This is a genomic window from Massilia sp. LC238, assembly GCF_000735635.1.
In the GTDB taxonomy this organism is placed as follows: Bacteria; Pseudomonadota; Gammaproteobacteria; order Burkholderiales; family Burkholderiaceae_D; genus Telluria; species Telluria varians.
In genome coordinates, this window is sequence record NZ_JNNN01000045.1 from 94895 (window position 1) to 121770 (window position 26876).

Genomic DNA, 26876 nt, shown 5'->3' on the forward strand with positions numbered 1-26876 from the left:
CTCCTTATAATCCCAGAATTTTTTGTCACGTTAAAAATTCCAATTTTCCTCAACGTTCTTTCTCATCTGCTTGGCAATAATTCCAGACAAACCATCATCGTTGCCATCACCTCCGGCAATACGACCCAGCTTTTTATCAGCAGCGTCGACGATGTAACCAATTCCGACTCCGACTGTCAGGGTAGCTGCTCCAACCGCCAGGGTCGATACACTCATCCCCAGCAAGAACATGACGACCACAACTAATATTGCGACAATTACAGCAGTTAAAGCAGCGATGACGACGGATTTAATTAAGTTCATCAATAGCGCGGCCGAGAGGTCATAACCGTCTTTCGATAAATCGTTTTTCCATTCCGCAAAACTCATCGCGCTTCCAAAAATGAACGCAACGAGTGCATTACTTTTCAAACTGCCAGCGACTCCGTTAGCCACCGATTTCACAGCACTACTCATGTTTCCACCACCAGAAAAAATTTGAAGAATTCGCTCGTGTCCGGCACCAAAGCCTCCAGGTCCGAATACCTTGTTAGATTTACTATATCCGGAGAAATAGTATCGTGCCTTACCTCGCACATAATGTATCTTTGCTTTTACCAACTTGAAGCCTGCATGAGTTTTACTATCTATACTTGCCCTTAACCAGTTCCAGTTGTCGCCAACATATGCCGTAGCACCGGCAATTTGCCCAAGCAACCAATTTCTTGTGGCAACATCATTGGGATCCAAATCAACAAGGCCCGAGTTGCCTCCACCATTCTTCAATTTTGCCCATATATCCGCTGGCATTCCTTTCACATCTCCATCGACTACGCATACAACGGTACATTCTTCATCAAGTGGAGCCGATGCAGGCTGCCGTGGAAGAGCAATCGAACGAGATTCGTCAGAGCTTGTAAGCTCGCCATGTTGCAAAGGAGAGGTCTGCGATGGTACGCCGATTGCTACGACAATTGGAACTGGTTTAGTTTTCGGATCGTTGGAATACCGTTGCGCGTCAAGCTTGGATGGCTCCAACTTCATCATGACCTGGCCGGCTGACTTGAGTACCAGCTCCCCTTTGAAGTCACGGGCTATCCAAAGATGTAATCGTTCGCCATCGTTGAACAATATGCGCTGCTTACCACCGCCGGCAACGAGCTTTTTACTATTGGCGTTATAAAAGTCGGATCCTGTAGACTCAACCGTATAAGTTCTGTTAGCGGCGAGCCGTAAATCAAATATTACATCGCGATGCTTTTTCAAAATCACTTGGACTTTATCAGTCGAACGCCAGCATTGAACACTTTCACCTGGCAAGTCAATGCAAATGGTTTGCGGCTTAACCATAGAAGATGTCTTAGAGGCTGTTACCATAGCGCTTCACCTTACGGACGGTGTTGTATGCTTCATAAAATTAGGCCTCAGAAGTGTCGGCGTGCTTTACTTTCGCCTTGGTTGAATAGCCCCGAAAGGGCCTAACGGTGCATTTTCAAGGACTGCCTTGCCAGTACTATCTAGCGAGACTTGCTTTGGAGTTCCTTTTGCGAACTTCAGAATAACGGGCTCATCAGCAAGAGCATTCCCGTCTGCATCTATGTATTCGACCTCCAGATTACGTTTTGAATTTAATTCCGAAATCTTCATCGCAACATCTGCCCCGGGAACACTGACCGGCCCCGCCAACTCCTTCTTGCTCGCCTTGAACTCCACATTCCCCGGCGCATGCACCTCGATATTCCCCCCTGCCAGCTTGATATACGCCCCCTGCGCCGTCAGCAACACATGCTTCTTCGGCGCCGAAATCGCCACCGATTTCGTCACGCTCGCCACGGTAATTTTCTTGTCCGCCGTCAGCCTCGTCGGACCTGACTGACTCTGGCTGCTCAGCTTCCCACTGGCTGTGTGCAGCTTGATGCCCACCTCCTGGTTCGGTTTTTCCTTGTTGGTGGCTTTGCCGTAGGTGAACAGGCTGATTCCCTTCGCAACCAGGGTGGACGAGTTGCCCTGCGCGACAACATTGATGTCCTGCCCCGCAACGATGCTGCTCGTGGTCCCTGCGAAAATCACCGCATCGGCCGGCGTGGTAACGACGATGCCCGCAGGGCTCGACAGCTGCAGCTGGGGCTCGCTGTACGCGATGACATCACCATCGGTAGCACCGATGACCTCGGCGCTATGCGCCATCTCCTTCACCGCCGCGAGTTCGTCCGGCGCCGGCTCTCCCTCCAGCCTGGCGTTGTGCTTCTGCGCCAGGTTCGCCACATCGACCTGAAGGCGATGGCTCTCTTCGATCTGCGACACTGCCTCGCGCGAATCGAGCTGGCTGCCACGCGCCCCCTGCCGCGCGTCGGTGGACAGCAACATCCCCTGCCCCGCCCGCATCGCCAGGCTGTGCGCCGTCTTCAGCTCCGCCCCGAAGCCCACCGTCTGCAGCCGCTCGTTATCGGTCTGGTGCACCAGATGCCCCAGGTTCAGCTCCGCCGTGCCTTCATGCGCCTTCATATGACACTGCAGGGCAGTGCGTGCCTGCCCCGGACTGTCGTCGAACACCAGCTGGCTGTAGGCGCCAGTGCCCGACTGGCTGTCACCCATGCCCTGCGACTTGAAACCCGACAGCACCGCCGCATGTCCATGCCCACCGCCTTCGCCCGGAAACCATGGCGGCGCATTGCCGGTCGCCGCACCGGGACCATGCGCAACCCCGTTGTGCTGGGCATCGGGCTGCCCGCGGCCGTTGTAGAGCGCGCCGATCACCACCGGCCGGTCGATGTCGCCCTCGATGAAATCCACCAGCACCTCCTTTCCCACCCGCGGCAGCATATTGCTGCCCCAGTTGGCGCCGGCCATGGGCGTCGCCACCCTCACCCAAGTGCCGGCGGTGTCGTCACCGGGCGCACCCGTATGCCCGTCCGGCGACGGATGCAAGGCGCGGCTATGGCTCATCGCGCCGCGCTGCCAGTGGAACTGCACCTTGATGCGGTGATCCCTGTCCGTGTGGACCACCGCACCCGGCGGCCCTACCACGATGGCGGTCTGCTGGCCGCGCACGGTCGGGCGCGGATGGAGCAGGCGCCCATGTCCTTCCTCCCCCGTTGCGCGGTAAGGAACACTGGCTGGAATGGCTTCGATCCGGTTGCGATACAGGGGCCGATCGCCGGCGAGCTGCCGTGGAATCCTGGGCTCGGACTGGTGCATGGCCATCCCGGCGACCGGCCCCGGTCCCAGCAGCTTGTCGACCGTCTCGAGCAGGTCGGCCGTCAGGTTGTTATGCATCAGGTGCGTCGCCCCGGTGATCACGAAGCTGCGCGCGTCGTCGCCCGGCGCCTCGTCGAACCTGGCGTGCCCGTGCAGGGTGAAGCGCGTGCCGGGCGTGAAGGTCCGCACGGTGCCTGCGGCGATGTGGACCTGGCGCGCGGCCTCGCAGGCCTGGATCTGGTTCTCCGCCAGCCGCTCGCCCTGCTCACGGGTCTCCCACGCATACAGTCCGGGCGTGTCGCGGCTGGTCAAGGCTTCAGACGGGCCGGCATGGCTAGAAGCGCACACCTGGCGCTGGCGCACGGTCCGGTAATCCCAGCTTCCCAGCGCGATTCCATTGCTCAGCAGGCGGGATTCGGTCCGCCAGCGGTCGATGCTGTCGGCCTTCATGACCGCCCCGGGACGCGTGAAGTCGACCTGCGCCTGCGGGTTCGGCTGGAAGGCGCCATTGTGGTCGGCGATCACCATCGTGTGCGCACCCAACGAAGGGCTGTCGGGATCGCCGCTGTGCTCGAAGAAGTAGAACAGGCCCTCTTCCAGCATCAGGCGCTCGACGAAGGCGAGGTCGCTTTCCTGGTACTGCGTCGTCAGGCTGCGCTTGGGATAGATGCTGCGGTCGGCGATCTCCAGGCGCCAGGCCGGCGCCAGCCTGGCCCGGCCGCCATAGCTGCCGAAGACCACGTCGAGGATGTCGAAGACCGACATGTCCTGGAAGATGCGGCTGTCGCGGCCCAGCGAGAGAAAGCTGGTCCAGGGCTGCAGCGTCAGGGTGTAGCGGGCGAAGCCGCCATTGGCCCCGCTCATCTCCATCGCCGTGACATGACCGTGGAAGGGCCGGAGCGCATCGAGACTGGAGGCAGTGAGCAGCTGGAGCAGCGCCGGCTGGCCAACCAGCGACTTGAGACGCACATCGGCCTCGGTACAGAGGGCATCGATGGAAAAACGGAAGCCCCGGCTGATCCCTTCCTCGCCGCGCATGCATTCCGCCAACAGCGCGCTGCCCAGCGGTGTGGTCAGCCTGAGCAGGCGGGTATCTTGCGTGAAGCTGCCGAAAGATGCGAGAAGACTGGCAATCTGGACGTGTTCGGACATCGCTTCCTCCCATGCGCGCATACAAGGCGATTCCAGCGATTACACGCCGGGATTGCCATGTTGCTCTTGAGGAAGCTCAGCTTGCTTGCTTTTTGACAAGCAAAAGAAAAGCGCTGCCGCGCTTGTCGCGTGCAGCGCTTGTGCGCGGGACGAGTGCCGCTTACCGGTTGAGGTCTCCGCCAACAAAGGCATTCGGCAGCTGCTCGGCCGCCGTGGTCTCGAACACGTCGCCGTTCAGGTTGGTCAGCACCACCGGCAGTGCCTTGCCGCCCAGCTCCAGGATCACCTGGCGGCAGGCGCCGCAGGGGGCGATCGGGCCGTCGGTCTGGCCGATCACGGCCAGGGCCGTGAAGTCGCCCGGCTTGTAGCCGTGGGCGATGGCGCTGAAGAAGGCGGTGCGCTCGGCGCAGTTGCACAGGCCGTAAGAGGCATTTTCCACGTTACAGCCGCGGAAGATACGGCCGTCCTTGCATTCCAGTGCGGCGCCGACCTGGAACTTCGAGTACGGCGTGTAGGCCAGTTCGCGCGCGGCGCGGGCTTCGTCGATGAGTTTCGCGTATTTCATGGTCTGAGTATCAAGGACGGATGGTCTTGTAGATCATCGGCTCGGCCGCCGCTGCATCAAGGCCGATCTGGTAGGCAGCCTGCACCTGGCGCACCGCCTGCTCGGCGGCTTCGCTGGAGCGTGCATGCACCATCGCCAGCGGCTGGCCCACCGCGATCGCATCGCCCAGCTCCACCAGGTTGGTGAGGCCGACGGCGAAGTCGATCGTGTCCTGCGGACGCACGCGGCCGCCGCCCAGCGCCACCACCGCCAAGCCCAGGCCGCGGGTGTCGACCGAGGTCGCAAAACCGGCCTGCAGGCTGGGGGCCGGCACGATGACCGGTGCGGTTTCCAGGTGTGCGTCCGGCTTGTCCATCAGGTCGGCCGGGCCGCCCAGCGCGCTGACCATGCGTGCGAAACGCTCGGCCGCTTCGCCGGAATCCAGCGCCGCCTGCAGCTTGGCGCGTGCCTCGGCGTCATTGGCGGCGATGCCCGAGATGACCAGCATCTCTGCGCACAGCGCCATGGTCACTTCGTGCAGGCGCGCGGGGCGCGATTTGCCGCTCAGGTAGTCGATCGCGACGCGCACCTCGACGGCGTTGCCGGCCGCGTGGCAGAGCGACTCGTTCATGCCGGTCAGGATCGCCGAGGTGCGGGTGCCGGCGCCGTTGCCGACGTGGACGATGCTCTCGGCCAGCTCCACCGATTTCTCATAGGTCGGCATGAAGGCGCCGCTGCCGACCTTCACGTCCATCACCAGCGCGTCCAGGCCGGCCGCCAGCTTCTTCGACAGGATCGAGCCGGTGATCATGGCCACCGATTCCACGGTCGCCGTGGTGTCGCGGATGCTGTAGAAGCGCTTGTCGGCCGGGGCCAGCTGGGCGGTCTGGCCGATGATGGCCACGCCCACGTCCTTGACGACCTGGCGGAATGTTTCCGGGTCCGGCACCGTGCTGTAGCCGGGGATCGAATCGAACTTGTCCAAGGTGCCGCCGGTGTGGCCAAGGCCGCGGCCCGAGATCATCGGCACGAAGCCGCCGCAGGCCGCGATCATCGGGCCCAGCATGAGCGAGACCACGTCGCCGACGCCGCCGGTCGAGTGCTTGTCGACCACCGGGCCCGGCAGGTCGAGGGATTTCCAGTCGAGGACCTGGCCGGAATCGCGCATCGCCAGCGTGAAGGCGACGCGTTCGTCCATCGTCATGTCGTTGAAGTAGACGGCCATCGCGAGTGCCGCGATCTGGCCTTCGGTGGTGCTGCCGTCCGGGATGCCGCGCACGAAGAACTGGATCTCTTCGGCGCTCAGGATGCCGCCGTCACGCTTTTTGCGGACGATTTCTTGGGGTAGGAACATATCAATCCTTTTCTATAACGTAGGGTGGGCGGGTTCCCCGCCCACGCGGTGATAGTTAGCTGATGCCGGAACTCGCACGGGATCGGAGCCGTTACGTATCACCGCGTGGGCGGGAGACCCGCCCACCCTACAACTCCGTCCATCGACGCAAACAATGCCTCAGACGCCGTAAGGAATCCAAACGTTTTTAACCTGGGAAGCATGCTGCAGCACGGTACGACCGCACGCCTGCTTCGCATCGAACCAGTCACGGCCCTTGGCGCCGCCGACCCAGGTGCGCTTGAGCGACTCGCTGGACAAGCGCTCGACTTCCGCGCAGCCCTCTGCCGAACCGTCATGGCGCCACACGGCGTCCACGTCCGAGTGCGAGGCCAGCGTACGCGCCAGTTCCGAGCTTGACCCCGTGACGATGTTCAGCGCGCCACCCGGCAGGTCCGAGGTGTCCAGCACCTGGTACAGGTCGGTCGCCGAGAGCGGCGCCGTTTCCGACGGCACCGCCACCACGCGGTTGCCCAGCGCCAGGGCCGGCGCCACCAGCGAGATGAAGCCCAGCAGCGGGTTCTCGTTCGGGCAGATGATGCCGATCACGCCGACCGGCTCGTTCAATGCCACGGTGATGCCGTGCATCGGCGGCTGGTGGGCCTGGCCGTCGTACTTGTCGCACCATGCGGCCCAGTAGAACAGGCGCTCGATCGAGGCCTGCACTTCGCGCGCCGCATCCTTGGCGCCGGTCTGCGCGGCGATGCGCTGGGCGAATTCGTCGGCACGGATCGCCAGGTTCTCGGCGATGTAGTACAGCACTTGGGCGCGGTTGTGCGCGGTGGCCTTGGACCAGCCGGACGCCTTGTGCGCCGCTTCCACGGCATTGCGGATGTCCTTGCGGTTGCCTTCGCCGACATCGGCCAGGAACGAACCATTCGCACCCAGGATCGCGCGGCTGTAGGCGCCGTCCGGGCGCGCCTGCTTGCCGCCGATGTAGAGCTTGGCGGTGCGGTCGACGGCGAACGGGCTGCCCTCTTCCGATGCCTTGACGCGGCCCTTCTCAGGCACGCTAGGTGCTGCCGGGCGTGCGTCTTCCGACAACGGGGTCAGGTACTCGTACATGCCCTCTTTACCGCCTTCGCGGCCGAAGCCCGATTCCTTGTAGCCGCCGAAGCCGCAGGCTGCGTCGAACTGGTTGGCGGTGTTGATCCACACCACGCCGGCCTTGATCTGCGGCGCCACGTCCAGCGCCAGCGAGATCGATTCCGACCACACGCATGCGGCCAGGCCGTAGACGGTGTTGTTGGCCAGCTGCACCGCCTCCGACGGCGTACGGAAGCTCATCGCCACCAGCACCGGGCCGAAGATCTCGGCTTGCGCCACGGCGGCCGAGGTCGAAGCGCCGGTGATCAGGGTCGGCAGGTACCACGAACCCGAGGTCGGGGCTTCGCAGTTTGGTTGCCAGATGTCGCAGCCTTCCGCACGTGCCGATTCCACCAGGCCGTGGATGCGCTGCTGCTGGATCGGGTCGACCAGCGCGCCGATGTCGTTCGACTTGTCCAGCGGCGAGCCGACGCGCAGGTTCTGCATGCGCGCTTTGACTTTCGCGATGAAGCGCTCGTAGACCGATTCCTGCACCAGGAGGCGCGAACCGGCGCAGCAGACCTGGCCCTGGTTGAACCAGATCGAATCGACCAGGCCTTCCACGGCTGCGTCGAGGTCGGCGTCGTCGAAGACGATGAAGGGCGACTTGCCGCCCAGTTCCAGCGACAGCTTCTTGCCGGACCCCGCTGTGCTCTTCCTGATGATGCGGCCGACTTCGGTCGAGCCGGTGAAGGCCAGCTTGTCGATGCCCGGGTGGTTGACGATGGCTTCGCCGACGGCGCCGTCGCCGGTGACGATGTTGACCACGCCGGCAGGCACGCCGGCCTGCTGGCAGATCTCGGCGAACAGCAGTGCGGTCAGCGGCGTGAACTCGGCCGGCTTGAACACGATGGTGTTACCGGCGGCCAGGGCCGGGGCGATCTTCCATGCCAGCATGAGCAGCGGGAAGTTCCACGGCACGATCTGGCCGACCACGCCCACCGCGCGGTAATCCGCGAATTCTTCCGACTGCAGCTGGGCCCAGCCCGCGTGGTGGTAGAAGTGGCGTGCAGCCAGCGGCAGGTCGGCGTCGCGGGTCTCGCGGATGGTCTTGCCGTTGTCCAGGGTCTCGAGCACCGCGAACAGGCGCGAGTGCTTCTGCAGCAGGCGCGCCAGCGAATACATGATCTTGGCACGGCCATGGCCGCCCAGCGCCACCCAGCCCGGCTGGGCGCGGCGCGCGGCCTGCACGGCGCGCTCCACGTCGTCGCTCGTGGCTTGCGTCACCTGCGCCAGTTCGCTGGCGTCGGCCGGGTTGTTGGTGGCGAAGGTGGTCGCCGCTTCGGTCCACGCGCCGTCGATGAACAGGCCAAAACGGCGTCCATGCTGGTCCAGCCACGCATTCGCTTCCTTGGTGCTTTCTGGTGCGGGGCCGTAATCCATAGTCTGAAGAATCTCTTTAATAGTTGGCATGACGAATCCGATGCTGTTTTATGGTTGCGCGTGGCGATGGGCGGCCGAGTAGTTGCCGGTCACGTAGTGTTCGAGCTGGCGTTCGATGTCGGTCATCAGGCTCGAGGCGCCGATGCGGAACAGGTGCGGCTGCAACCAGTCGTTGCCGAGCTCTTCCTTCATGACGGTCAGGTACTGCAGCGCGGCCTTGGCGGTGGAGACGCCGCCGGCCGGCTTGTAGCCGACCTGGAAGCCGGTCTGCTCGTAGTAGTCGCGAATCGCGCGGACCATCACCAGCGACACCGGGATGGTCGCGTTCACGCCCTCTTTACCGGTCGAGGTCTTGATGAAATCGGCGCCGGCCATCATGCAGACCATCGAGGCCTTGGCCACGTTGTCCAGGGTGACGATGTCGCCGGTGGCGAGGATCGCCTTCACGTGCGCTTCGCCGCAGGCCTGGCGGTAAGCGACCATCTCGTCGTACAGGGCTTGCCAGTTACCGGTCAGGACATGCTGGCGGGTGATCACGATATCGATCTCGGTGGCGCCGGCGGCCACGGAGAGTTCGATCTCGCGCAGCTTGGTTTCCAGGCTCGACAGGCCGGCCGGGAAAGCGGTCGACACGGCGGCGATCGGCAGGCGGCCCTGCAGCACTTTCACTGCCGGCTGAATCATCTCGTGGTACACGCAGACGGCGCCGGTGGTGAGCGATTCCAGGCCCAGGGCCTGCATCAGGTCCGAACGCAGCGGGCGCATCGCCTTCATGCACAGGCGCTCCACGCGGCCCGGGGTGTCGTCGCCGCCCAGGGTGGTCAGGTCCATGCACTCGATGGCGCGCACCAGCCAGGCGGCCTGGTATTCCTTCTTGACGGTGCGGCGGTTCGCCAGGCTGGCGGCGCGGCGGTCGGCAGCGTTGCGGTTCACCTTGACGTGCTTGACCAGCCCGAGGTCGAGGCCGACGGCGGTGTTACGTTTGAAATCCAGGGGCTGGGTCATAGCAGTGCGGTTCCGTTCGAAAGTGGTTTGACGCCAAGGTGCTTGGCGAGCGTTGCGCCGATATCCGAGAAAGTATTCGCGATCGGCAGTTCCTGCGGGTCGACGTTCGGGCCGAAGAAGATCATCGGGATGTGTTCGCGGGTGTGGTCCGAGCCCGGCGCGGTCGGGTCGCAGCCGTGGTCGGCGGTGATGACGACCAGATCGCCGTCCTTCAGCTTGGCCATGAATTCCGGCAGGCGCGCATCCAGCTCGTGCAGCGCGTTCGAATAGCCGGCGACGTCGCGGCGGTGGCCGAAGTGCATGTCGAAGTCGACGAAGTTGACAAAGGTGAGCGACTTGGACGGCGCGGTGTCGGCCACCTCGACCAGCCGGTCGAACAGGGCCATGTTGTCGGCGCCCTTGATCAGCTGGGTCACGCCCTGGGCCGCGAAGATGTCGCTGATCTTGCCGAGGGCGATGACCTCGCCGCCTGCATCCTTCACGTGGTCCAGCAGCGTCGGGCTTGTGGGCGGCACGGCGTAGTCGTGGCGGTTGCTGGTGCGCTTGTACTTGCCGTTCTCGCCCAGGAAAGGACGCGCGATCACGCGGCCGATGTTGTAGGGCTTGACCAGTTCATACGCGGCCTCGCAAACCTCGTACAGACGCTCCAGGCCGAAGTGCTCTTCGTGCGCGGCGATCTGCAGCACCGAGTCGGCCGAGGTGTACAGGATCGGCTTGCCGCTGGCGACGTGCTCGTCGCCCAGCTCGTCGATGATGGTGGTGCCGGAGGCGTGGCAGTTGCCCAGCCAGCCAGGAACGCCGGTCAGCTCCTGCAGCTTGTCGGTCAGCTCTTTCGGGAAGGACGGCACCGTCTTCGGGAAGTAGCCCCAGTCGAACAGCACCGGCACGCCGGCGATCTCCCAGTGGCCGCTCTGCGTGTCCTTGCCGGTCGACTGCTCGCGCGCGACGCCCCACGCGCCGGTAAAGCCCTCGCGCTGGCTGAAGCCGGCGGCCCATTCGCCGCTGGCCTTGTGGGCGGCAGCGGCCAGTCCCAGGCGCTCGAGGTTGGGCAGCGACATCGGCTTGCCCTCTTTCGCTGCCCATGCTGCGATGTGGCCGAAGGTGTTGGCGCCTGCGTCGCCGTACTTGTCGGCGTCGGGCAAGGCGCCCAGGCCGAACGAGTCAAGCAGGAGGATGAATGCGCGTGACATGGATCGCTCGCTCTTTCGAAAATTAGGCTTCCGCGCGCGGGCTCGCGCCCAGGCGCTCGATGAAGGAATGGATCAGGGTGACCAGGTCCTTGGCCGCGATCGCGGCGTACTTCAGGGTCTGCTCGTGCGACAGCGGGAACGGGGTCAATCCCTCGGCCAGGTTGGTGATCGCCGAGATGCCGGCGACCTTCAGGCCGCAGTGGCGCGCCGAGATCACTTCCGGCACCACCGACATGCCGACCACGTCGGCGCCCATCGTCTTGAACGCGCGGATTTCGGCGGCGGTCTCGAAGTTCGGGCCCGGGCAGGCCAGGTACACGCCTTCGTGCAGGGTGATGCCCTTGGCGGCCGCGGTTTCCTTGATCATGGCGCGCAGGTCGGCGTCGTAGGCATTGGCCATGCTGAAGAAGCGCGGGCCGAAGCGCTCGTCGTTCGGGCCAGCCATCGGGCTGCCCGGCAGCAGGTTGATGTGGTCGTTCAGGACCACGACGCTGCCCGCGTCCACTTCGGGACGCAGCGAGCCGGCGGCATTCGTCACCAGGAGCATCTCGCAGCCGATCAGCTTGAAGGTGCGCACGGCGGAGGTCATGACGTTGGCGCCGTAGCCTTCGTAGAAGTGGCCGCGGCCCTTCATGCACACGACCGGCACGCCGGCCAGGGTACCGAGCACCAGCTCGCCCGCGTGGCCGTGCACGGTGCTGATCGGGAAGCCCGGCAGGTCGGCATAGCTGATCGACACCGCGTCCGTCATCTGCTCGGCCAGCACGCCCAGTCCCGAACCCAGGATCAATGCGGCGCGCGGTGCGAAACCGGGTTTGCGGGCCTTGATGACTTCTGCTGCTTCAAATGGGGTATTGCTGAACATGGTAGTCCTTGTGTGCGGATTCGGGAGACGTGAGGAGGGGCTGGAACAGGGTTTGCTACATACCAGCCGGAATATTATAACTATGCATGAGGGGCGATATGTATGGCAAATACCATTTTTCTTGCCGATTTATTGGTTTAAAAAATAAATAATTCCGTGTATTGTTGACGTACAGACATAGAAACCGATTTTCTTTGACGCCAGCCAAACATTTGTCTAGTATAGACAAACATTTGTTTAATCCTACCCGCACCGTACCGTGACCGAGCTGCCCAAGAAAGAACAGTTGTACGAGCTGATCCGCGCGAATCCCTTCATCTCGCAGCAGGACCTGGCGGCCCAGCTCGGGCTGTCGCGCTCGGCCGTGGCCAACTACATCGCCACCCTGGTGCGCGAGCGCCGCATCCTGGGGCGTGCCTACGTGCTGCCGGACCAGCGTCCGATCCTGTGCATCGGCGCTTCCAACCTCGACCGCAAGCTGCGCAGCAACGGCAAGCTGGTGCTCGGCACCTCGAACCCGGCCAGCCAGGACGAATCCTTCGGCGGCGTCGCCCGCAACATCGCCGAGAACCTGGCGCGCCTGGGCGCGCCGGTGGCCCTGATCACTGCGGTCGGCAACGACGCGTCCGGGCGCGCCCTGCTCGCCCACGCCGAGGATGCCGGCATCGACACCCGCGGCGCCCTGCGTCTCGACGGCGTCAGCAGCGGCACCTATACCGCGGTGCTGGACCAGGATGGCGAGATGGTGGTGGCGCTGGCCGACATGGCCCTGAACGAGCGCCTGAGCCCGGAGTTCCTCGCCACTCGCCAGCAACAATGCGCCAGCGCCGCGTTGCTGGTGGCCGACCTCAACCTCCCCCACGACACGATTGCCGCCCTGCTCGACGGTGCGGCGCGCGACGGCGTGTCGCTGGTGCTGGTGGCGGTGTCGGAACCGAAGATGGCGCGCCTGCCGGAGCAGCTGCGCGGCCTGCGCCTCCTGATCCTGAACGAAGGCGAGCTGGCGACCCGCCTCAAGCGTACGCTGGACAGCGACGCCGCCATCGGCGCCGCCTGCCGCGAGCTGCAGGCCCAGGGCGTGCAGGACGTGGTGGTCACGCGCGGCGCACGCGGCGTCATGTATACCTCGGATGGCGGCGTGATGCGCCTCGATGCCCCGCAGGTCGAGGTCGTCGACGTCACCGGCGCGGGCGACGCCTTCGCCGCCGCCGTCTGCTGGTCGCTGCACAGCGGCGAGGCCGACCTCGGCCTGGCCTGCCGCCGCGGCCTGCAACTCTCCGCCATGACCATCGAATGCGAGCAGACCGTCTGCCCCGCGCTCGAACCGGGCCACCTGGATACTCTCAACGAATCTGAATTGGACTGACCATGCAATCCTTCCTCCTGTTCTCGCCCGAAGTGGCAAGCGCGCGCGCCGCCGGCAAGCCCGTCGTCGCGCTCGAATCGACCATCATCTCGCACGGCATGCCCTACCCGCAGAACGTGCAGACCGCACGCGAAGTCGAGCAGATCATCCGCGACGCCGGCGCAGTGCCGGCCACCATCGCCATCATCGGCGGCCGGATCTGCGTCGGCCTGAATGACGAGCAGCTGGAGCTGCTGGGCGCCTCGCCCGACGCGCTGAAAGTCAGCCGCCGCGACCTGCCCTACGTGCTCTCTACCGGCAAGCTCGGCGCCACCACCGTCGCCGCCACCATGATCTGCGCCCAGCTGGCCGGCATCGAGGTGTTCGTCACCGGCGGCATCGGCGGCGTGCACCGCGGCGCCGAGACCAGCTTCGACATCTCGGCCGACCTGCAGGAACTCGCCCACACCAGCGTGGCCGTGGTCTGCGCCGGCGTGAAGTCGATCCTCGACATCGGCCTGACCCTGGAATACCTGGAAACCCACGGCGTGCCGGTGCTGAGCGTCGGCCAGCCGGGCTTCCCGGCCTTCTTCACGCGCGAGAGCGGCTTCAAGGCCGACTTCCAGCTCGACACCCCGCAAGAACAGGCAGCCTTCATCCGCACCAAGTGGCAGCTCGGCCTGGCGGGCGGCGTGGTGGTCAGCAATCCGGTCCCAAGCGAATCGGCGATGCCTAGCGAGGAGATCGACGCCATCATCCGGCAGGCGCTGGGCGAAGCGGAGACGCAAGGCGTGAAGGGCAAGGCCGTCACGCCTTTCCTGCTGGCCCGCATCAAGGAACTGACCGAAGGCCGCAGCCTGGCGACCAACATCGCCCTGGTCAAGCACAACGCCCTGGTCGGCGCACGCCTGGCCGTGGCCTTGAACGCCTGATCCACGACGCGCCATGTCGATCGACCTGAAACAGCTGCGCTACTTCCTGGCCGTGGCCGAAGAGAAAAGCTTTTCGCGCGCGGCCGAACGCCTGCACATCTCGCAGCCGCCCTTGAGCCAGCAGATCATGAAGTTGGAGAGCGAACTCGGGGTGCGCCTGTTCACGCGCACCACGCGCAGTTTCGAGCTGACGGTGGCGGGCAAGGCGCTGATGGTGGAAGCGGCCGAGCTGCTGGCCAAGATGCGCATGACGATCGACACCATCCGCCAGATCGACCGCGGTGAAGTGGGCCGCCTGCGCGTGGGCATCGTCGGCTCGGCGATGTGGGGGCCGATTCCGTCGCTGCTCGAACGCTTTCAGAGTCAATATCCGCGCGTGACCTGGACCATCCACGAGCTGGGCCCGAACGACCAGTGGGAAGCGCTGCGCGCCAGGCAGATCGACGTAGGCTTCTGGCGCGAGCCGCGCATCGAGGGGGACGTGCTGAAGCAGGCCAACCTGCGCCAGGACCTGTGCTTTCAAGAGAACGTGTGCGTGGCGATCAACGAGAAGCACCCGCTGGCGCAGAACGAGGCGATCGAACTGATCGACATCGCCCACGAACCCATGCTGACCCTGCACCTGGACCAGTCGGCCGAGCCGCGCTACCTGATCCAATGCTGCGTGAATGCCGGCTTCCAGCCGACCATCTTCCAGGAAGCGGCCGAGCCGCAGACCCTGCTGGCCATGGTGGGCGCGGGCCTGGGCGTGGCGCTGCTGCCCCAGACCACCAGCCGCATCGGCTGGCCGGGCGTGCGCTTCCTGCCGATCCGGACCGATCCGCCCTCGGCGAACCTCTACATTGCCTACCCGGTGGAAGGCGATGCGCCGGTGGTGCGCGCCTTCCTGAACATCCTGTTCCCGGAACAGCCTACTGGCGCTTAAGCTCGACAGCCACCGTGCTGAGCGAGGCGATCTGGTGACGGCGGTCAAGGGGGCGGGTCAGCACGCGCATCGTGATTTCCATCGGCACGCCGAGCTTGGCGAGTTCGGTGGCCGCACGCGGGCGCCCTTCGCTGGCCGCCTCGTGGATGGCGGAATCGATGAGCAATGCGGTCTTGTAGTCAGTTCGTCGGTCCATTGATCGATCCTAACATCCCGCAAGCACACACTCCAAGGCAATCGCCTTTCAACAAAACTTATTACAACAGCGGTTTTCATAAATTTTGTTTGAGAAGCAAGTTTTTCTTTATTCTGCGTTACTTCGCGCACCGTTCTCATCAAGTCTCTCGTGCAAACTCTTGTCAAAAGATGAATAACTTAAACCTCTTCACAAGGAGCACACCATGAAAACCACCGCTACCATTACCGCCCTGATGCTGGCTGTCGCCGTGATGGCCACCGGCTGCAAGAAAACCGATGACAACCCGAACATGGGCCCGGCACAGGAAGCCGGCGCAGCCGTCGACAACGCTGCCGCCAACGCCGCACAGGAAACCCGCGAAGCCGCGCAGAAGGTCGAGAACGCGACCGAAAACGCAGCAGCACGCGTGGACGCCGCCGCCGAACGCGCTGGCGAGAACATTGAACAGGCTGGTGCCGAAGTCAAGCAGGAAACCAAGGAAGCCGCTGCCGAAGTCCGTGAAGCCTCGGACAAGGTGGGCGACAAGACCGGCGCGGCCCTGGAACGTGCGGGCGAGAAGCTGCAGGAAAAGCGCTAATCGCTTGATTGCTTGACCCAGCGCGTGGCGCAGCCCGGTGGGCGGCTCAGTGAGTCGCCCCGCCGGCCTGCGCCACGTCGCGTTCCACGTGCACGGCCGTGTCGACCGCCGTCATGATGCCCAGGATGATGTCGTCCAGGGCCATCGAGGGCGGATCGTCCGGCCGCTCCTCCGCCTGTTCGGGCAGGAAGGGCACGTGGATGAACCCCGCCCGGGTCGGCTTGCCGGCCGTGTGGTGCATCAGCCCGTAGAACACGTGGTTGCACACGAAGGTGCCCGCGGTCTGCGACACGCCCGCCGTCAAGCCCTTGTCGCGCATCGCCGCCACCATCGCCTTGATCGGCAGCGTGCTGAAATAGGCGGCCGGCCCGCCCTCGACGATGGGACGGTCTACCGGCTGGCGGCCGGCGTTGTCGAGGATGGACGCGTCGTCGACATTGATCGCCACCCGCTCCACCGACATCTCCGCGCGCCCGCCGGCCTGGCCGACGGCGATCACGATGTCCGGATGCAGCTCGTCCACCATCGCCACCAGGGCATCCTTGGCATCGACGAAAACGCAGGGCAGCTGGCGCACTTCGACGCGAAAGCCCTCGCCGCTCCACCCATCCAGTGCACGCACGGCCTCCCAGGCCGGGTTGACGTTCGCCTTGTTGAACGGCTCGAAGCCGGTAAGCAGTACGGTCTTGATCATCGGTTCATCAGGAAGTACAAGAGGAAGATGTTCGCCACCAGCAGCGGCAGCGCCGTTGGAATCTGGGCCCGGATGACGGCGTTCTTGTCGGGCAGGTCGAGCAGCGCGGCCGGCACGATGTTGAAGTTCGCCGCCATCGGCGTCATCAATGTACCGCAATACGCGCTGAACATGCCGATTGCCGCCATCACGGCCGGGTTGGCGCCGTATACGCCGACCAGCACCGGAATGCCGACGCCGCCCGCCATCACCGGGAAGGCGGCGAAGCCGTTGCCCATCACGATCGTGAACAGGGCCATGCCGATGCAAAACACCGCCACCGCGACGAAGCGCGAATCCATGTCGATGTAGGAAGTCGTCACGTGCGCCACCGCCTTGCCCACGCCGGCCTCGGTGAACAGCAGGCCGAGCACGGCCAGCATGTGCGGCAGCACGAAGGCCCAGCTGATCGCATCGACCAGGCGGCGCGCCTCGCGCACGCCCTGCAGCGGCGTGGCGCGCGTCAGCCAGCAGGCCGCGCCCAGCGCCAGCAGCGCCGCGACGCCCAGGGCGGCCAGGGTCAGGTGCTTGGGATCGAGCAGCGGCACGCCGCCCACCTGCACGCTTGAAAACACGGTGGCGCCCAGCATGGTCACCAGCGGCAGGATCAGCGCCGGGATGAACAGGCGGTTGCCGAGCCGGGCGCGGGAAGCGCGGCGCTGCTCCTCCGGCACCACGGCGGGCTCGCCGCCGATGACGCCCTCGAAGCCCGCCAGCAGCGCCATCAGGATCATCAGGGCGCCGACAAAGCTGGGGGGCAGCCGTTCGCCCGCCAGGTAGAGCAAGGCATACAGCCCCCAGAACAGCGCGGTCGTATGGCGGCGCGGATTGCTGCGGTCACGCAGGTTCATCACGGCCACGGCCAGGAACAGCAGGCCGGCCACGATGTAGAACAGCTCGAGCGTGATCATGCCTTCACCCCTGCCTCGCCCATCGTGCGGCGAATGTGCGCATCGAGCCGGCGCAGGTTCCAGGCGTGGATGATGAAGGCGGTGATGGCGGTCGGGATGCCCCACAGCGCCATGTGCAGCGGATCGACCGCGATGCCCTCGGCGTTCAGGATGGTCTGCATCAGGACGATGGCGCCGAAGGCGACAAAAATGTCTTCGCCGAAGAACAGGCCGACGTTGTCGGTGGCGGCGGACATGGCGCGGATGCGGTGGCGCAGCGGTTCGGGCAGGTTGCCATAGCGCGTTTCGGCGGCGGCTTCGGCCATCGGCGCCACCAGCGGGCGCACCATCGAGGCCTGGCCGCCCAGGCTGGTCAGGCCGGCCGCCGCCGAGGTTTCGCGCGCGAACAGGTAGACGATCAGGAGGCGTCCCGCGGTGGCCGAGCGTACCTTGGCGATCGCCGCCTGGGCGCGCTCGCGCAAGCCGGCGCGCTCCAGCAGGCCGATGGCGGCCAGCGGCAGCAGCAGGATCAGCGGCAGGTTGCGCGTCTTGACGAAGGCGCTGCCGAGCGAGGCGAGGATGGTCTCGACCGGCATGGCGGCGGCAAACCCGGTGACGCCGCAGGCGGCCACCACCACCAGCACGGGATGCGCGCGCAGCAGAAACCCGGCGACGATGACCGCGACGCCGAGCAGCGGCCACAGGTTGACGGCAGTGTGCATGAACTCTCCGGCTCAGTTGAAAGCCGGGCAATGTTACCTGTTCAATGCCGTTGCCAGCACTAATTTTTTAGCCAGGGTGGACGGGGGTGAAGGCGTCGTCGCCGATCACGGTGTTCCACTGGCGCACGTGGAAGGCGCGCACCAGGCCGTGAGTCACGTAGGGGTCCCGGGCGGCGAACAGCTGGGCCGTTTGCGGGCTGTCGCAGCTGAACATCAGCACCGCGCGGTCGGCGGGATTGTCCAGTGCGCCGGCAAGCACCAGCTCGCCACGCCGCTGCGCTTCCCAGGCCAGCTTCAGGTGTTCGTCGCGGAATTCGGCGCGGCGCTCGAGATAGTCGGGGGCGAGGTCATACATGAGCAGGTAGTGCACGGGTTCTCCGATGATAAGCGGCGCAGGGACCGGAATGATCGATCTTACTCGAACATCCGGCCATCCCCAACCGTGCGTGCCGCTCCCCGCCGCTATGCCACACTTGACGGGACAGTAACCAACGCCAGGAGCACGCCATGAACAAGATCACCATTGCCGGCCAACCTCTGCACTCGATCCTGGGCGCAGCGCCGGCCATCCTCATTCCCTTCGGTTTCATCCTCGACGCCATGCACAGCGCCACCGGCGACGAAGACTACGCCAAGGCCTCCTACCTGAGCATGGGGGCCGGCATCGTGGGCGGCCTGGCGGCCGGCGCCGCCGGCGTGGCCGACTACGTGGCCGACAAGTCGCAGGGCGCAAAGGTGCAAGACGAAACTAAGCGCGAAGGCCAGTTGCATGCGGCCCTCACCGGCGCGGCCCTGCTGGTGGGCGCGGCCAACCTGGTGCTGCGCCGCCAGGGCAGCCATGCCCGGGGCGGCTCGCTGGCCCTGACGGCCCTGTCGGCCGCCGGCGTGCTGGCCTCGGAATACCTGGGCAGGCGCATGGGCGGCAATGGCGAATCTGGCGAGCATGCCGAAGCCGGTGTGCACGCCGAGGGGCAGGACGTGCGCATCGACCATCGCGCGCCCGACGTCGAGCAATATGTCGCCGCCGGCCCTTCCTCGCTGCACGCACCGGAATGACGCGCGAGGGCCCCCTCGGGGCCCTCCCAGCTTGTTGTAATAAGCCAACTACTCCGCTACGCATCCAAATCGCGTTCCACTTAGCGAAGTGCCGCACAGAACAAGTTCCTGCGGCAGGCGTAGACTGGAACCATGGACACTTCAAAGAAAATGGCGGCGGGGATCACGGGGTTTGCCAGCTTTTTGTGGCTGACCCTGACCGCCGCGGTCGCGGCCAACCAGCGCCGCCTGGTGTTCAATCCCTGCATCACCCCCGAATGCGAAAGCCCGCGCAGCAGCGGACACCGCACCCGCCCCGTCGTCCTGCGCGCCAAGGACGGCACCCGCCTGTGCGGCTGGCTCCTCACTCCGCTCGTTCCGGGTCCGCGTCCCGCGGTGATGTATTTCGGCGGCCGCTCCGAGGAAGTGTCCTGGGTTGCGCGCGACGCCGGCAAGCTGTTCCCCGGCATGACCGTGCTGGCCATGAACTACCGCGGCTACGGCCAGTCGCATGGCGTGCCGGCCGAGATCCACATGATCGACGACGGCTGCACCCTGTTCGACTGGCTCGCCGAACTCGGCCAGGTGGACGCCACGCGCATCGCCCTGGTCGGCCGCAGCCTCGGTTCGGGCGTGGCGGTGCAGGTGGCGAAGCAGCGCCCGGCGCACTCGGTGGTCCTGATCACGCCCTACGATTCCATCCTCGCCATCGCCAAGCGGCGCTTCCGCGTGATGCCGATCGAGTACATGCTGCGCCACCGCTTCGAGTCGATCAAGTACGCGCCCTCGCTCAAGGCGCCGACCTATATCCTGCGCGCTGCCGACGACGACGTGGTGCCGCACTCGCATACCGACCAGCTGGTGGGCAAGCTGGCCACGCTGGTGGGCGACGACACCGTGCCCGGCTCGGACCACATGAACATCCCCTACCTGGAAGCGACCCAGGCCCTGATCGCCAGCTTCCTCACGCGCCAGTTTGCCAAGCCGGCCACCCCTCCCCAGCTGCCGGCGGCCGAGCCGAGCGCGCCGGAGGCGGCAAAGCCCCGGATCGAAGTCGGCAAGGAAGTCGGCCCCAAGCCGGCGCTGGCCATCGACACGATGAGCGCCATAGCAAAATAATTGCTGAATATTGTCAGCAGTTATATTTCCTTGGAATAAATTGCCAAGTAAAATCGTATTTGTCATCAATATGTCGTTTGATGCATATTTGACAGGCTGAGCTGCGTACACCCGGATTTCCCTTCATTGCGCGGCGTTGCGGGCTGGTTTCGGCTCCAGGCCTGTCCTTGTAGCCGTATTGATGTTGCAGATGAGCTACAGGTATCAAGCACTGTCGAGAGAAACACTACCGCGATACAAATCGTAACCACACGGGCGCCGTGCGGCTGACACAATGCGCTTCGCATTGTCCGGCTCCCCACCGCCATTGACGATGCAGCTTGCGCAGCCCGTTCCTGTCTCACTGTTGGGCCGGGTACAATATCGAAATTCCCAGGAGCCTCATTCATGAAACTCAAGCAACTCACCATGACCATTGCGGCGCTATGCGTCGCCGGCAGCGCAGGCGTCGCGACTGCAGCGCCCGCCGCGCCGAAGCTCGGCATGGTCTACGATGCGGGCGGCAAGTTCGACAAATCGTTCAACCAGTCGGCTTTCGAAGGCCTGCAGCGCTTTACGAAGGAAACCGGCATCAAGGTCTTCGAAGTGCAGGCCAACAGCGATACCCAGGCCGAGCAGGTGATGCGCGGCCTCGCGCGCAAGAAGGTCGACCTGATCGCGGCGATCGGCTTCTCGCAGACCCAGGCGGTCCAGAAGGTCGCCAAGGAATTCCCGAACGTGCGCTTCGTGCTGATCGACAGCATCGCGCAGGGTAACAACATCAACTCGGTGATGTTCAAGGAACAGGAAGGCTCCTACCTGGTCGGCGTCGCCGCCGCCATGGCCTCCAAATCGAAGAAGCTGGGCTTCGTCGGCGGCATGGACATCCCGCTGATCCGCGCCTTCGCCTGCGGCTACACCCAGGGCGCCAAAGCGCAGTTCCCGAAAGTCGAGATCATGCAGAACATGGTCGGCACCACCGCCGCGGCCTGGAACGATCCGGCCAAGGGCGGCGAGCTGGCGCGCGCGCAGTTCGACCGCGGCGCCGACGTGGTGTTCGCGGTGGCCGGCGGCAGCGGCATGGGCGCCCTGCAGATGGCCAAGACCAAGGGCAAGCTGGCGATCGGCGTCGACTCGAACCAGAACTACCTGCACCCGGGCACCATGCTGACCTCGATGGTCAAGCGCGTGGATGTCGCCGTCTACGACTCCTTCATGGCCGTGAAGAACGGCACCTGGAAGCCGGGTGTCACCTACAAGGGCCTGAAGGAAGGCGGCGTGGACTGGGTCCTGGACAAGGACAACCGCAAGGTCGTCTCGCCGGAGATGGAAAAGCGCGTGAACGCCGTGCGCACCGACATCATCAACGGCAAGATCAAGGTCATCGACTACCGTACCGCCGGCAGCTGCCCGGTCTGATTCACCTATCCCATTCTGAAGCGCGCCGCGCCGGTCATCCCGGCCCGGCGCGCTTTTGAATGAATGAAGCATCCACTCTTATAAGTACTGATCGCAATGCAGCCAGCCGTAGAATTTCGCAACATTAGCAAGGCCTTCGGGGCCGTGCAGGCGAACGCTGACGTCAGCTTCTCGATCGCCAAAGGCTCGATCCACGGTGTGATCGGCGAGAATGGCGCGGGCAAGTCCACCCTCATGAGCATCCTGTACGGCTACTACCATGCCGACAGCGGCCAGCTCGTGATCAACGGCCAGGAGCGCCAGATCCGCTCGTCCCTCGAGGCGATCGACCTGGGCATCGGCATGGTGCACCAGCACTTCATGCTGGTCGAGAACATGACCGTGCTCGACAACGTCATGCTGGGCACCGAGGGCGGATTCAAGCTGGCTGCCAAGCGCAAGGAAACCGAGGCGAAATTGCGCGAGATCTGCGCCAAGTACCGCCTCGACGTCGACCCGCTGGCCACCATCCACGACCTGTCGGTGGGCGCGCAGCAGCGCGTCGAGATCCTCAAGCAGATCTACCGCAGCGCCGAGATCCTGATCCTGGACGAGCCGACCGCCGTCCTCACCGCCCAGGAGACCGCCTCGCTGTTCGAGATCCTGCGGCTGTTCAAGGAACAGGGCAAGACCATCATCCTGATCACCCACAAGCTGGGCGAGATCATGGAGATCACCGACCAGGTGACGGTGATGCGCGCGGGCCGCGTGGCCGGCGCCGTCGCCACCCGCGACACGTCAAAAGAGCAGCTGGCCAACATGATGGTCGGCCGCCCGATCGAAGGCAACCTGCCGCGCAAGCCGTATCAGCCGGGCGCGCCGGTGCTGCAGGTCAGCGGCCTGCAGCTGGAAGACAAGAACAAGGTCAAGCTGCTGTCCGACATCGACCTCACGGTGCGCGCCGGCGAGATCGTGGCGATTGCCGGCGTGTCGGGCAACGGCCAGAGCGAGCTGATGGAAATCCTGTCGGGCATGCGCCTGCCGAGCTCCGGTAAAGTCGAGTTTCTCGGCAAGGAACTGCCCTATGCCGGCCGCTCCAACGCGGACGGCCTGCCCGCCACCTTCCGCGAGCTGGGCATCGGCCACGTGCCGGAAGACCGCCTGCGCGACGGCGTCATCAAGGATTTCTCGGTCATGCAGAACACCGTGTTCGGCTACCAGGACCGCGTCAAGAACAAGCTGGGCCTGTTCGACTTCGACGCCATCGCCAAGCGCTGCGCGCACCTGCTCGAGGCCTTCGACGTGCGCCCCAAGGACCCTGGCCTGCGCATCGGCCTGCTCTCGGGCGGCAACCAGCAGAAGGTCGTGATCGCACGCGAAGTGTCGGCCGCACCCAAGCTGATGCTGGTCGGCCAGCCCACCCGCGGCGTCGACATCGGCACCATCGAAAGCATCCACACCCAGCTGCTGCGCCTGCGCGACGAAGGCGTGGCGATCCTCCTGGTGTCGACCGAGCTGGAAGAAGTGCGCGCGCTGGCCGACCGCATCGTGGTCGTCTCGAGCGGCCGCGTCACCGGTGAGCTGAACATCGACGAATTCGATACCACCCGCATTGGCCTCTTGATGGGCGGGATGCACAAGCACTGATATGAAAACGACTGAACTCCCACGCTGGGCATCGGGCTTCGTCCTGCCCATCCTGAACCTGCTCTCCGCACTGCTGGTGGCCGCGCTGGTGATCCACCTGCTGGGCGAAAGCCCGGTCGAATCGCTGCAGATCCTGATCAACAGCGCCGTCATCAATCCGGAAGGCCTGAGCTACACCCTGTTCTATGCCTCCACCTTCGTGTTCACCGGCCTGGCGGTCTCGGTGGCGATGAAGGCCGGCCTGTTCAACATCGGCGCCGAAGGCCAGATGTACCTGGGCGGCCTGGGGCTCACCCTGGCCATGCTCGCCTTCGATGCCTCGCTGTCGCCCTGGCTCCTGATTCCGCTGGCGATGCTTGCCAGCGCCGTGTTCGGCGCCGGCTGGGCCTTCCTGCCCGGCTACCTGCAGGCCAAGCGCGGCAGCCACGTGGTGGTCACGACCATCATGTTCAACTTCATCGCCGCCAGCCTGATGAACTTCATCATCGTGAAGTACCTCATCCCCGAGGGCGACCAGAACCCGGCCAGCCGCGTCTTCAGCGAAGCCTCGTGGATGCCGCGCCTGGTCGACTGGTTCCCGGTCCTGGGCGACACCCCGCTGAACATCTCCTTCTTCCTGGCGCTGATCGCACTGGCGGTGTACGGCATCGTGATGTCGCGTTCCTCGTGGGGCTACAAGCTGCAGGCCACGGGCCTGAACCAGCACGCCGCCCACTACGCCGGCGTGCGCATCAGCCGCATGATCATCGTCGCGATGCTGATCTCGGGCGCCCTGGCGGGCCTGGCGGCCGTCAACTCGATCCTGGGCTCGACGCACTACCTGAGCCTGAACTTCCCGGCCGGCGCCGGCTTCATCGGCATCGCGATCGCCCTGATGGGCCGCCAGCATCCGGTGGGCATCTTCCTGTCGTCGGTCCTGTTCGGCGCGCTGATCCAGGGCGGTTTCGACCTCTCGCTGGAAAAGCCGAACATCCCGCAGGAGACTTTCATTTTCATCCAGGGACTGATCATCCTGTTCTGCGGCGCGATGGAGAACCTGTACGCGCCGGCGGTCCTCAAACTGATCAATGCTCGTAAAGGTCAATAAGCCATGGACGACTTCCAACTCGCCAGCATCGTCGTCACGATGATCCGCAATGCGCCGGTCCTGATTTTCGCGGCCATGGCCGGCCTGTTCGCCGAGCGCAGCGGCGTGATCGACCTCGGCCTCGAGGGCAAGATCCTCGCCTCGGCCTTCGTCTCGGCCGGCGTCGCCTATACCTACCAGGATCCGTGGATCGGCATCGCCGCCGGCATCGTGGCCTCCGTGATGCTGGCCATGGTGCAGGCCTTCGTGTCGATCACCCAGAAGGGCAACCAGCTGGTCGCCGGCATGGCGATCAACATCGCCATGACGGGCCTGACCTTTGTCGTGGCCCAGTACTTCTTCCAGCAAGGCGGCCGCACGCCGGACCTGGGCGAAGCGCGCCTGAGCGACATCGTCCTGCCGGGCACCGCGGCCCTGGCCGATATCCCCTTCATCGGCTGGCTGTACGGCAGCGTGATCGGCGGCCACACCGTGCTGGTCTACCTGGCCTTCCTGCTGCTGCCGGTGGTGCACTGGGTGCTCTACCACAGCCGCTTCGGCCTGCGCCTGCGCGCCTGCGGCGAAAACCCGCATGCCGCCGACGCCGCCGGCGTCTCGGTGCAGAAGACCCGCTATAGCGCCATGCTGATCGCAGGCGTGCTGTGCTCCTTCTCGGGCGCCTACCTGTCGATCGTCCAGAGCGGTTTCTTCCTGCGCGACATGTCGGCCGGCGCCGGCTACCTGGCGCTGACCGCGATGGTGTTCGGTAACTGGCGCCCGCTGCACACGGTGCTGGGCTGCCTGATGTTCGGCTTCTTCGGCGCGCTGCAGGTGCAGATCGAAGGCGTGGACCTGCCGGTGGTGGGCCGTATCCCGGGCGCGCTGATCCAGATGATCCCGTATGTGCTGACCGTGGTGGTGCTGGCCGGCCTGATGGCCAAGTCGGTGGCTCCGAAGGCGCTGGGCAGGCCTTTCGTCAAGTCACGCTGACCGCTTCGCACGCAACAAGAATGGCCTGCATTTCTGCAGGCCATTTTTTTTGCGCTGAATCACCGCCTGTTGCACAGTTTGTTAGCAAATGTGACTACCGTAAGGCTTTGTAAGGCTGGTCAACAGGGCTTAGCGGCGGCCCGTTAGATGCCCAGGTGACACGATAAACGTACGCCAGAACCGAACCAGAAAGGATTTACCCAATGAAGAAGACCATTGCTACCCTGATCGTCGCTCTGTCCGCTGCCTCGGCCTACGCCCAGACCACCACCCCCGCAACCCCGGCTACGCCGGCAACCCCGGCAACCGCCGCCACCCCGGCAATGCCGACCACCCCGGCAACCGAAACCTCGGCCACCACCGGTTCGCCGGCCGCCGACTCGTCGGCCACCGCCGGCGGCACCGGCACCACCGCTGCCACCGCCGCTTCGCCGGCCACTCCTGCAACGCCTGCCACCCCGGCGACTCCGGCGTCGGCATCGGCCGCCGACAAGACCGACAAGGCTGACGCCAAGCAGGACAAGCACGACAAGAAGTCCAAGCACAAGGACGGCAAGGACGCTTCCAAGTAATTGCAGCATTGCCCGGGCCGGCTTGCCGCCGGGGTATCATCCATGCCGTGCGGCCCCGCACGGCATTTTTCGTTACATGCTCGGATCGACCGTTTCCGCCCCGCGCGCCCGCGCCGCGGAACGCTTGAAGGTCCACAACACCCCCACCCCGCCCGATACGCCGCTGTCCTTCACATGCAGCGGACTGTCGCGGTTCGCCGTCCCCTTGTAGCTCTCGAAACGCAGGTAGCCGAACAGGCGTACGTCCTCGTTGACGTAGCGCGAGCCGAACAGGCCGAGGCGCGTCAGCAGCAGGCCGGAGTCGGCGGCATACGCCGGCCGCGTGGCGGTCGCATACTGCGGCGCGACTTCGTAGAAGTGGCGGTTGATCCGGCGGTCGCCCAGCACCGCCGACACATTGGCTTCAAACGTCCAGGCCCTGCGCTCGCCCGCCATCTCGTAGGCCAGGCGCGGCTCGAAGGTAGCGCCGCGGCCGTGCAATCCGCCGCGCGCCTCGATCACGGCGCGCAGCGGCAGCTCGAGGCGCAGGCGCCGGTTGTTGCCCAGGTCCGCCAGGCGCAGCTTCAGGCGTGGACCGACTTCCACCAGCGGGCCGAGGTCGGGCATGCCCGCGCGTTCGTCCACGTCGTCCGAATCCGACGGCAAGGCGCCGGCGAAGCCAAAGTCGAGCTCGGCCCAATCGGAGCTGAACAGGCGCGCATTGATGCCGGAACGGTCGGCGCGCAGGATCTCGCCACGGTAGATCACGCTCGGCACGACCAGCACGCGCGTTTCGCGCCCGCTTGAGGCCGGGTAGGAAGGCGTGGACAGGGCGGCGGCGCCGAGGCCGATTTCCCACAAGGGGAGATTGCGTTCGGAGGTGGTTTGGGCGTGGGCGGCCAGGGGGAGGATGAGGCAGGCGGCGCAGGCGGCCTTGGAAAGAGTGCTCATGTATTTTCGATAAGGTCGGGAA

General features: G+C 64.8%; 25 protein-coding genes. 11 read left to right on the forward strand and 14 right to left on the reverse strand.

Going from position 1 to position 26876, the window contains the following annotated elements; genetic code table 11:
- Positions 1-30: 30 nt before the first annotated feature.
- The 8 genes from FG94_RS27270 to xapA all read right to left on the reverse strand — a co-directional run bounded on the left by FG94_RS27270 (position 31) and on the right by xapA (position 11795).
- Positions 31-1329, reverse strand: coding sequence for a hypothetical protein (locus tag FG94_RS27270; RefSeq protein WP_152570962.1), 1299 nt, complete (start codon positions 1327-1329; stop codon positions 31-33).
- Between the two features lie 93 nt (positions 1330-1422).
- Positions 1423-4329 carry a type VI secretion system Vgr family protein gene (locus FG94_RS12635; protein WP_036212117.1) on the reverse strand — a complete coding sequence of 969 codons (2907 nt, stop codon included), beginning with the start codon at positions 4327-4329 and terminating at the stop codon, positions 1423-1425.
- Positions 4330-4489: 160 nt separating this feature from the next.
- Positions 4490-4894 (reverse strand): cytidine deaminase, encoded by a 405-nt coding sequence (locus FG94_RS12640; protein WP_027865948.1) that lies wholly within the window; start codon positions 4892-4894, stop codon positions 4490-4492.
- Positions 4895-4904: 10 nt separating this feature from the next.
- Positions 4905-6227: a thymidine phosphorylase gene (gene deoA, locus FG94_RS12645; RefSeq protein ID WP_036212046.1), complete on the reverse strand. Its 1323-nt coding sequence runs from the start codon at positions 6225-6227 to the stop codon at positions 4905-4907.
- 159 nt (positions 6228-6386) lie between these two features.
- Positions 6387-8765, reverse strand: coding sequence for an aldehyde dehydrogenase family protein (locus FG94_RS12650; RefSeq protein WP_373964988.1), 2379 nt, complete (start codon positions 8763-8765; stop codon positions 6387-6389).
- Between the two features lie 18 nt (positions 8766-8783).
- Positions 8784-9740 (reverse strand): deoxyribose-phosphate aldolase, encoded by a 957-nt coding sequence (gene deoC / locus FG94_RS12655; protein WP_036212050.1) that lies wholly within the window; start codon positions 9738-9740, stop codon positions 8784-8786.
- A complete protein-coding gene (locus tag FG94_RS12660; protein WP_036212052.1) occupies positions 9737-10930 on the reverse strand; it encodes a phosphopentomutase in 1194 nt (397 codons plus the stop codon). Before FG94_RS12660 ends, deoC begins: the two co-directional genes overlap by 4 nt.
- 22 nt (positions 10931-10952) lie before the next feature.
- A complete protein-coding gene (gene xapA, locus FG94_RS12665; protein ID WP_036212055.1) occupies positions 10953-11795 on the reverse strand; it encodes a xanthosine phosphorylase in 843 nt (280 codons plus the stop codon).
- 259 nt (positions 11796-12054) lie between these two features.
- Here xapA and FG94_RS12670 point away from each other — a divergent pair, with 259 nt between their 5' ends.
- The 3 genes from FG94_RS12670 to FG94_RS12680 are packed head-to-tail and all read left to right on the forward strand — an operon-like array spanning position 12055 to position 14997.
- Positions 12055-13161: a carbohydrate kinase gene (locus FG94_RS12670; RefSeq protein ID WP_036212058.1), complete on the forward strand. Its 1107-nt coding sequence runs from the start codon at positions 12055-12057 to the stop codon at positions 13159-13161.
- 2 nt (positions 13162-13163) lie between these two features.
- Positions 13164-14072 (forward strand): pseudouridine-5'-phosphate glycosidase, encoded by a 909-nt coding sequence (locus FG94_RS12675; protein ID WP_036212061.1) that lies wholly within the window; start codon positions 13164-13166, stop codon positions 14070-14072.
- Positions 14073-14085: 13 nt separating this feature from the next.
- A complete protein-coding gene (locus FG94_RS12680) occupies positions 14086-14997 on the forward strand; it encodes a LysR family transcriptional regulator (RefSeq protein WP_036212064.1) in 912 nt (303 codons plus the stop codon).
- Here the strand turns inward: FG94_RS12680 and FG94_RS12685 are convergent.
- Positions 14984-15193, reverse strand: a complete 210-nt coding sequence (locus FG94_RS12685; protein WP_036212067.1) for a hypothetical protein — start codon at positions 15191-15193, stop codon at positions 14984-14986. The two genes, FG94_RS12680 and FG94_RS12685, sit on opposite strands and share 14 nt — an antisense overlap.
- A 205-nt stretch (positions 15194-15398) precedes the next feature.
- On the opposite strand from FG94_RS12685, the gene FG94_RS12690 reads away from it, so the two are divergent.
- Positions 15399-15773: a hypothetical protein gene (locus FG94_RS12690; protein WP_229413101.1), complete on the forward strand. Its 375-nt coding sequence runs from the start codon at positions 15399-15401 to the stop codon at positions 15771-15773.
- A gap of 46 nt (positions 15774-15819) precedes the next feature.
- Here FG94_RS12690 and pcp read toward each other — a convergent pair whose 3' ends face one another.
- The 4 genes from pcp to FG94_RS12710 all read right to left on the reverse strand — a co-directional run bounded on the left by pcp (position 15820) and on the right by FG94_RS12710 (position 18488).
- Positions 15820-16464: a pyroglutamyl-peptidase I gene (pcp, locus tag FG94_RS12695; RefSeq protein ID WP_036212120.1), complete on the reverse strand. Its 645-nt coding sequence runs from the start codon at positions 16462-16464 to the stop codon at positions 15820-15822.
- A complete protein-coding gene (locus FG94_RS12700; RefSeq protein WP_036212069.1) occupies positions 16464-17417 on the reverse strand; it encodes a DUF979 domain-containing protein in 954 nt (317 codons plus the stop codon). The genes pcp and FG94_RS12700 overlap by 1 nt, the downstream gene beginning before the upstream one ends.
- On the reverse strand, positions 17414-18118 hold the full coding sequence (locus FG94_RS12705) for a DUF969 domain-containing protein (protein WP_036212071.1): 705 nt from the start codon (positions 18116-18118) through the stop codon (positions 17414-17416). Before FG94_RS12705 ends, FG94_RS12700 begins: the two co-directional genes overlap by 4 nt.
- A gap of 67 nt (positions 18119-18185) precedes the next feature.
- Entirely contained in the window at positions 18186-18488 is a 303-nt protein-coding gene (locus FG94_RS12710) for a YciI-like protein (protein WP_036212074.1), read from the reverse strand.
- Positions 18489-18625: 137 nt separating this feature from the next.
- On the opposite strand from FG94_RS12710, the gene FG94_RS12715 reads away from it, so the two are divergent.
- The 7 genes from FG94_RS12715 (at position 18626) to FG94_RS27670 (ending at position 25924) form a co-directional block, all read left to right on the forward strand.
- Complete coding sequence (locus FG94_RS12715; protein ID WP_036212077.1) at positions 18626-19174, forward strand: DUF2231 domain-containing protein; 549 nt, start codon at positions 18626-18628, stop codon at positions 19172-19174.
- A 132-nt stretch (positions 19175-19306) separates the two neighbouring features.
- Positions 19307-20272, forward strand: coding sequence for an alpha/beta hydrolase (locus FG94_RS12720; RefSeq protein WP_081925961.1), 966 nt, complete (start codon positions 19307-19309; stop codon positions 20270-20272).
- Between the two features lie 387 nt (positions 20273-20659).
- Positions 20660-21670, forward strand: a complete 1011-nt coding sequence (locus FG94_RS12725; RefSeq protein ID WP_036212079.1) for a BMP family protein — start codon at positions 20660-20662, stop codon at positions 21668-21670.
- A gap of 96 nt (positions 21671-21766) precedes the next feature.
- Entirely contained in the window at positions 21767-23296 is a 1530-nt protein-coding gene (locus tag FG94_RS12730) for an ABC transporter ATP-binding protein (RefSeq protein ID WP_036212082.1), read from the forward strand.
- Position 23297: 1 nt separating this feature from the next.
- Positions 23298-24383, forward strand: a complete 1086-nt coding sequence (locus tag FG94_RS12735) for an ABC transporter permease (RefSeq protein WP_036212085.1) — start codon at positions 23298-23300, stop codon at positions 24381-24383.
- Positions 24384-24386: 3 nt separating this feature from the next.
- A complete protein-coding gene (locus FG94_RS12740) occupies positions 24387-25352 on the forward strand; it encodes an ABC transporter permease (protein WP_036212088.1) in 966 nt (321 codons plus the stop codon).
- A gap of 203 nt (positions 25353-25555) precedes the next feature.
- Positions 25556-25924: a hypothetical protein gene (locus FG94_RS27670; protein ID WP_051996599.1), complete on the forward strand. Its 369-nt coding sequence runs from the start codon at positions 25556-25558 to the stop codon at positions 25922-25924.
- A 72-nt stretch (positions 25925-25996) separates the two neighbouring features.
- Here the strand turns inward: FG94_RS27670 and FG94_RS12755 are convergent, their stop codons facing one another.
- On the reverse strand, positions 25997-26854 hold the full coding sequence (locus tag FG94_RS12755; protein ID WP_036212090.1) for a MipA/OmpV family protein: 858 nt from the start codon (positions 26852-26854) through the stop codon (positions 25997-25999).
- Between the last annotated feature and the right edge of the window lie 22 nt (positions 26855-26876).

Bases quoted from the DNA above. Each gene is read 5' to 3' on its own strand.
- FG94_RS27270 (WP_152570962.1), bottom strand. From the start codon at position 1,329: ATGGTTAAGCCGCAAACCATTTGCATTGACTTGCCAGGTGAAAGTGTT.
- FG94_RS12635 (WP_036212117.1), bottom strand. From the start codon at position 4,329: ATGTCCGAACACGTCCAGATTGCCAGTCTTCTCGCATCTTTCGGCAGC.
- FG94_RS12640 (WP_027865948.1), bottom strand. From the start codon at position 4,894: ATGAAATACGCGAAACTCATCGACGAAGCCCGCGCCGCGCGCGAACTG.
- deoA (WP_036212046.1), bottom strand. From the start codon at position 6,227: ATGTTCCTACCCCAAGAAATCGTCCGCAAAAAGCGTGACGGCGGCATC.
- FG94_RS12650 (WP_373964988.1), bottom strand. From the start codon at position 8,765: ATGCCAACTATTAAAGAGATTCTTCAGACTATGGATTACGGCCCCGCA.
- deoC (WP_036212050.1), bottom strand. From the start codon at position 9,740: ATGACCCAGCCCCTGGATTTCAAACGTAACACCGCCGTCGGCCTCGAC.
- FG94_RS12660 (WP_036212052.1), bottom strand. From the start codon at position 10,930: ATGTCACGCGCATTCATCCTCCTGCTTGACTCGTTCGGCCTGGGCGCC.
- xapA (WP_036212055.1), bottom strand. From the start codon at position 11,795: ATGTTCAGCAATACCCCATTTGAAGCAGCAGAAGTCATCAAGGCCCGC.
- FG94_RS12675 (WP_036212061.1), top strand. From the start codon at position 13,164: ATGCAATCCTTCCTCCTGTTCTCGCCCGAAGTGGCAAGCGCGCGCGCC.
- FG94_RS12680 (WP_036212064.1), top strand. From the start codon at position 14,086: ATGTCGATCGACCTGAAACAGCTGCGCTACTTCCTGGCCGTGGCCGAA.
- FG94_RS12685 (WP_036212067.1), bottom strand. From the start codon at position 15,193: ATGGACCGACGAACTGACTACAAGACCGCATTGCTCATCGATTCCGCC.
- FG94_RS12690 (WP_229413101.1), top strand. From the start codon at position 15,399: ATGAAAACCACCGCTACCATTACCGCCCTGATGCTGGCTGTCGCCGTG.
- FG94_RS12700 (WP_036212069.1), bottom strand. From the start codon at position 17,417: ATGATCACGCTCGAGCTGTTCTACATCGTGGCCGGCCTGCTGTTCCTG.
- FG94_RS12705 (WP_036212071.1), bottom strand. From the start codon at position 18,118: ATGCACACTGCCGTCAACCTGTGGCCGCTGCTCGGCGTCGCGGTCATC.
- FG94_RS12715 (WP_036212077.1), top strand. From the start codon at position 18,626: ATGAACAAGATCACCATTGCCGGCCAACCTCTGCACTCGATCCTGGGC.
- FG94_RS12720 (WP_081925961.1), top strand. From the start codon at position 19,307: ATGGACACTTCAAAGAAAATGGCGGCGGGGATCACGGGGTTTGCCAGC.
- FG94_RS12725 (WP_036212079.1), top strand. From the start codon at position 20,660: ATGAAACTCAAGCAACTCACCATGACCATTGCGGCGCTATGCGTCGCC.
- FG94_RS12730 (WP_036212082.1), top strand. From the start codon at position 21,767: ATGCAGCCAGCCGTAGAATTTCGCAACATTAGCAAGGCCTTCGGGGCC.
- FG94_RS12735 (WP_036212085.1), top strand. From the start codon at position 23,298: ATGAAAACGACTGAACTCCCACGCTGGGCATCGGGCTTCGTCCTGCCC.
- FG94_RS12740 (WP_036212088.1), top strand. From the start codon at position 24,387: ATGGACGACTTCCAACTCGCCAGCATCGTCGTCACGATGATCCGCAAT.
- FG94_RS27670 (WP_051996599.1), top strand. From the start codon at position 25,556: ATGAAGAAGACCATTGCTACCCTGATCGTCGCTCTGTCCGCTGCCTCG.
- FG94_RS12755 (WP_036212090.1), bottom strand. From the start codon at position 26,854: ATGAGCACTCTTTCCAAGGCCGCCTGCGCCGCCTGCCTCATCCTCCCC.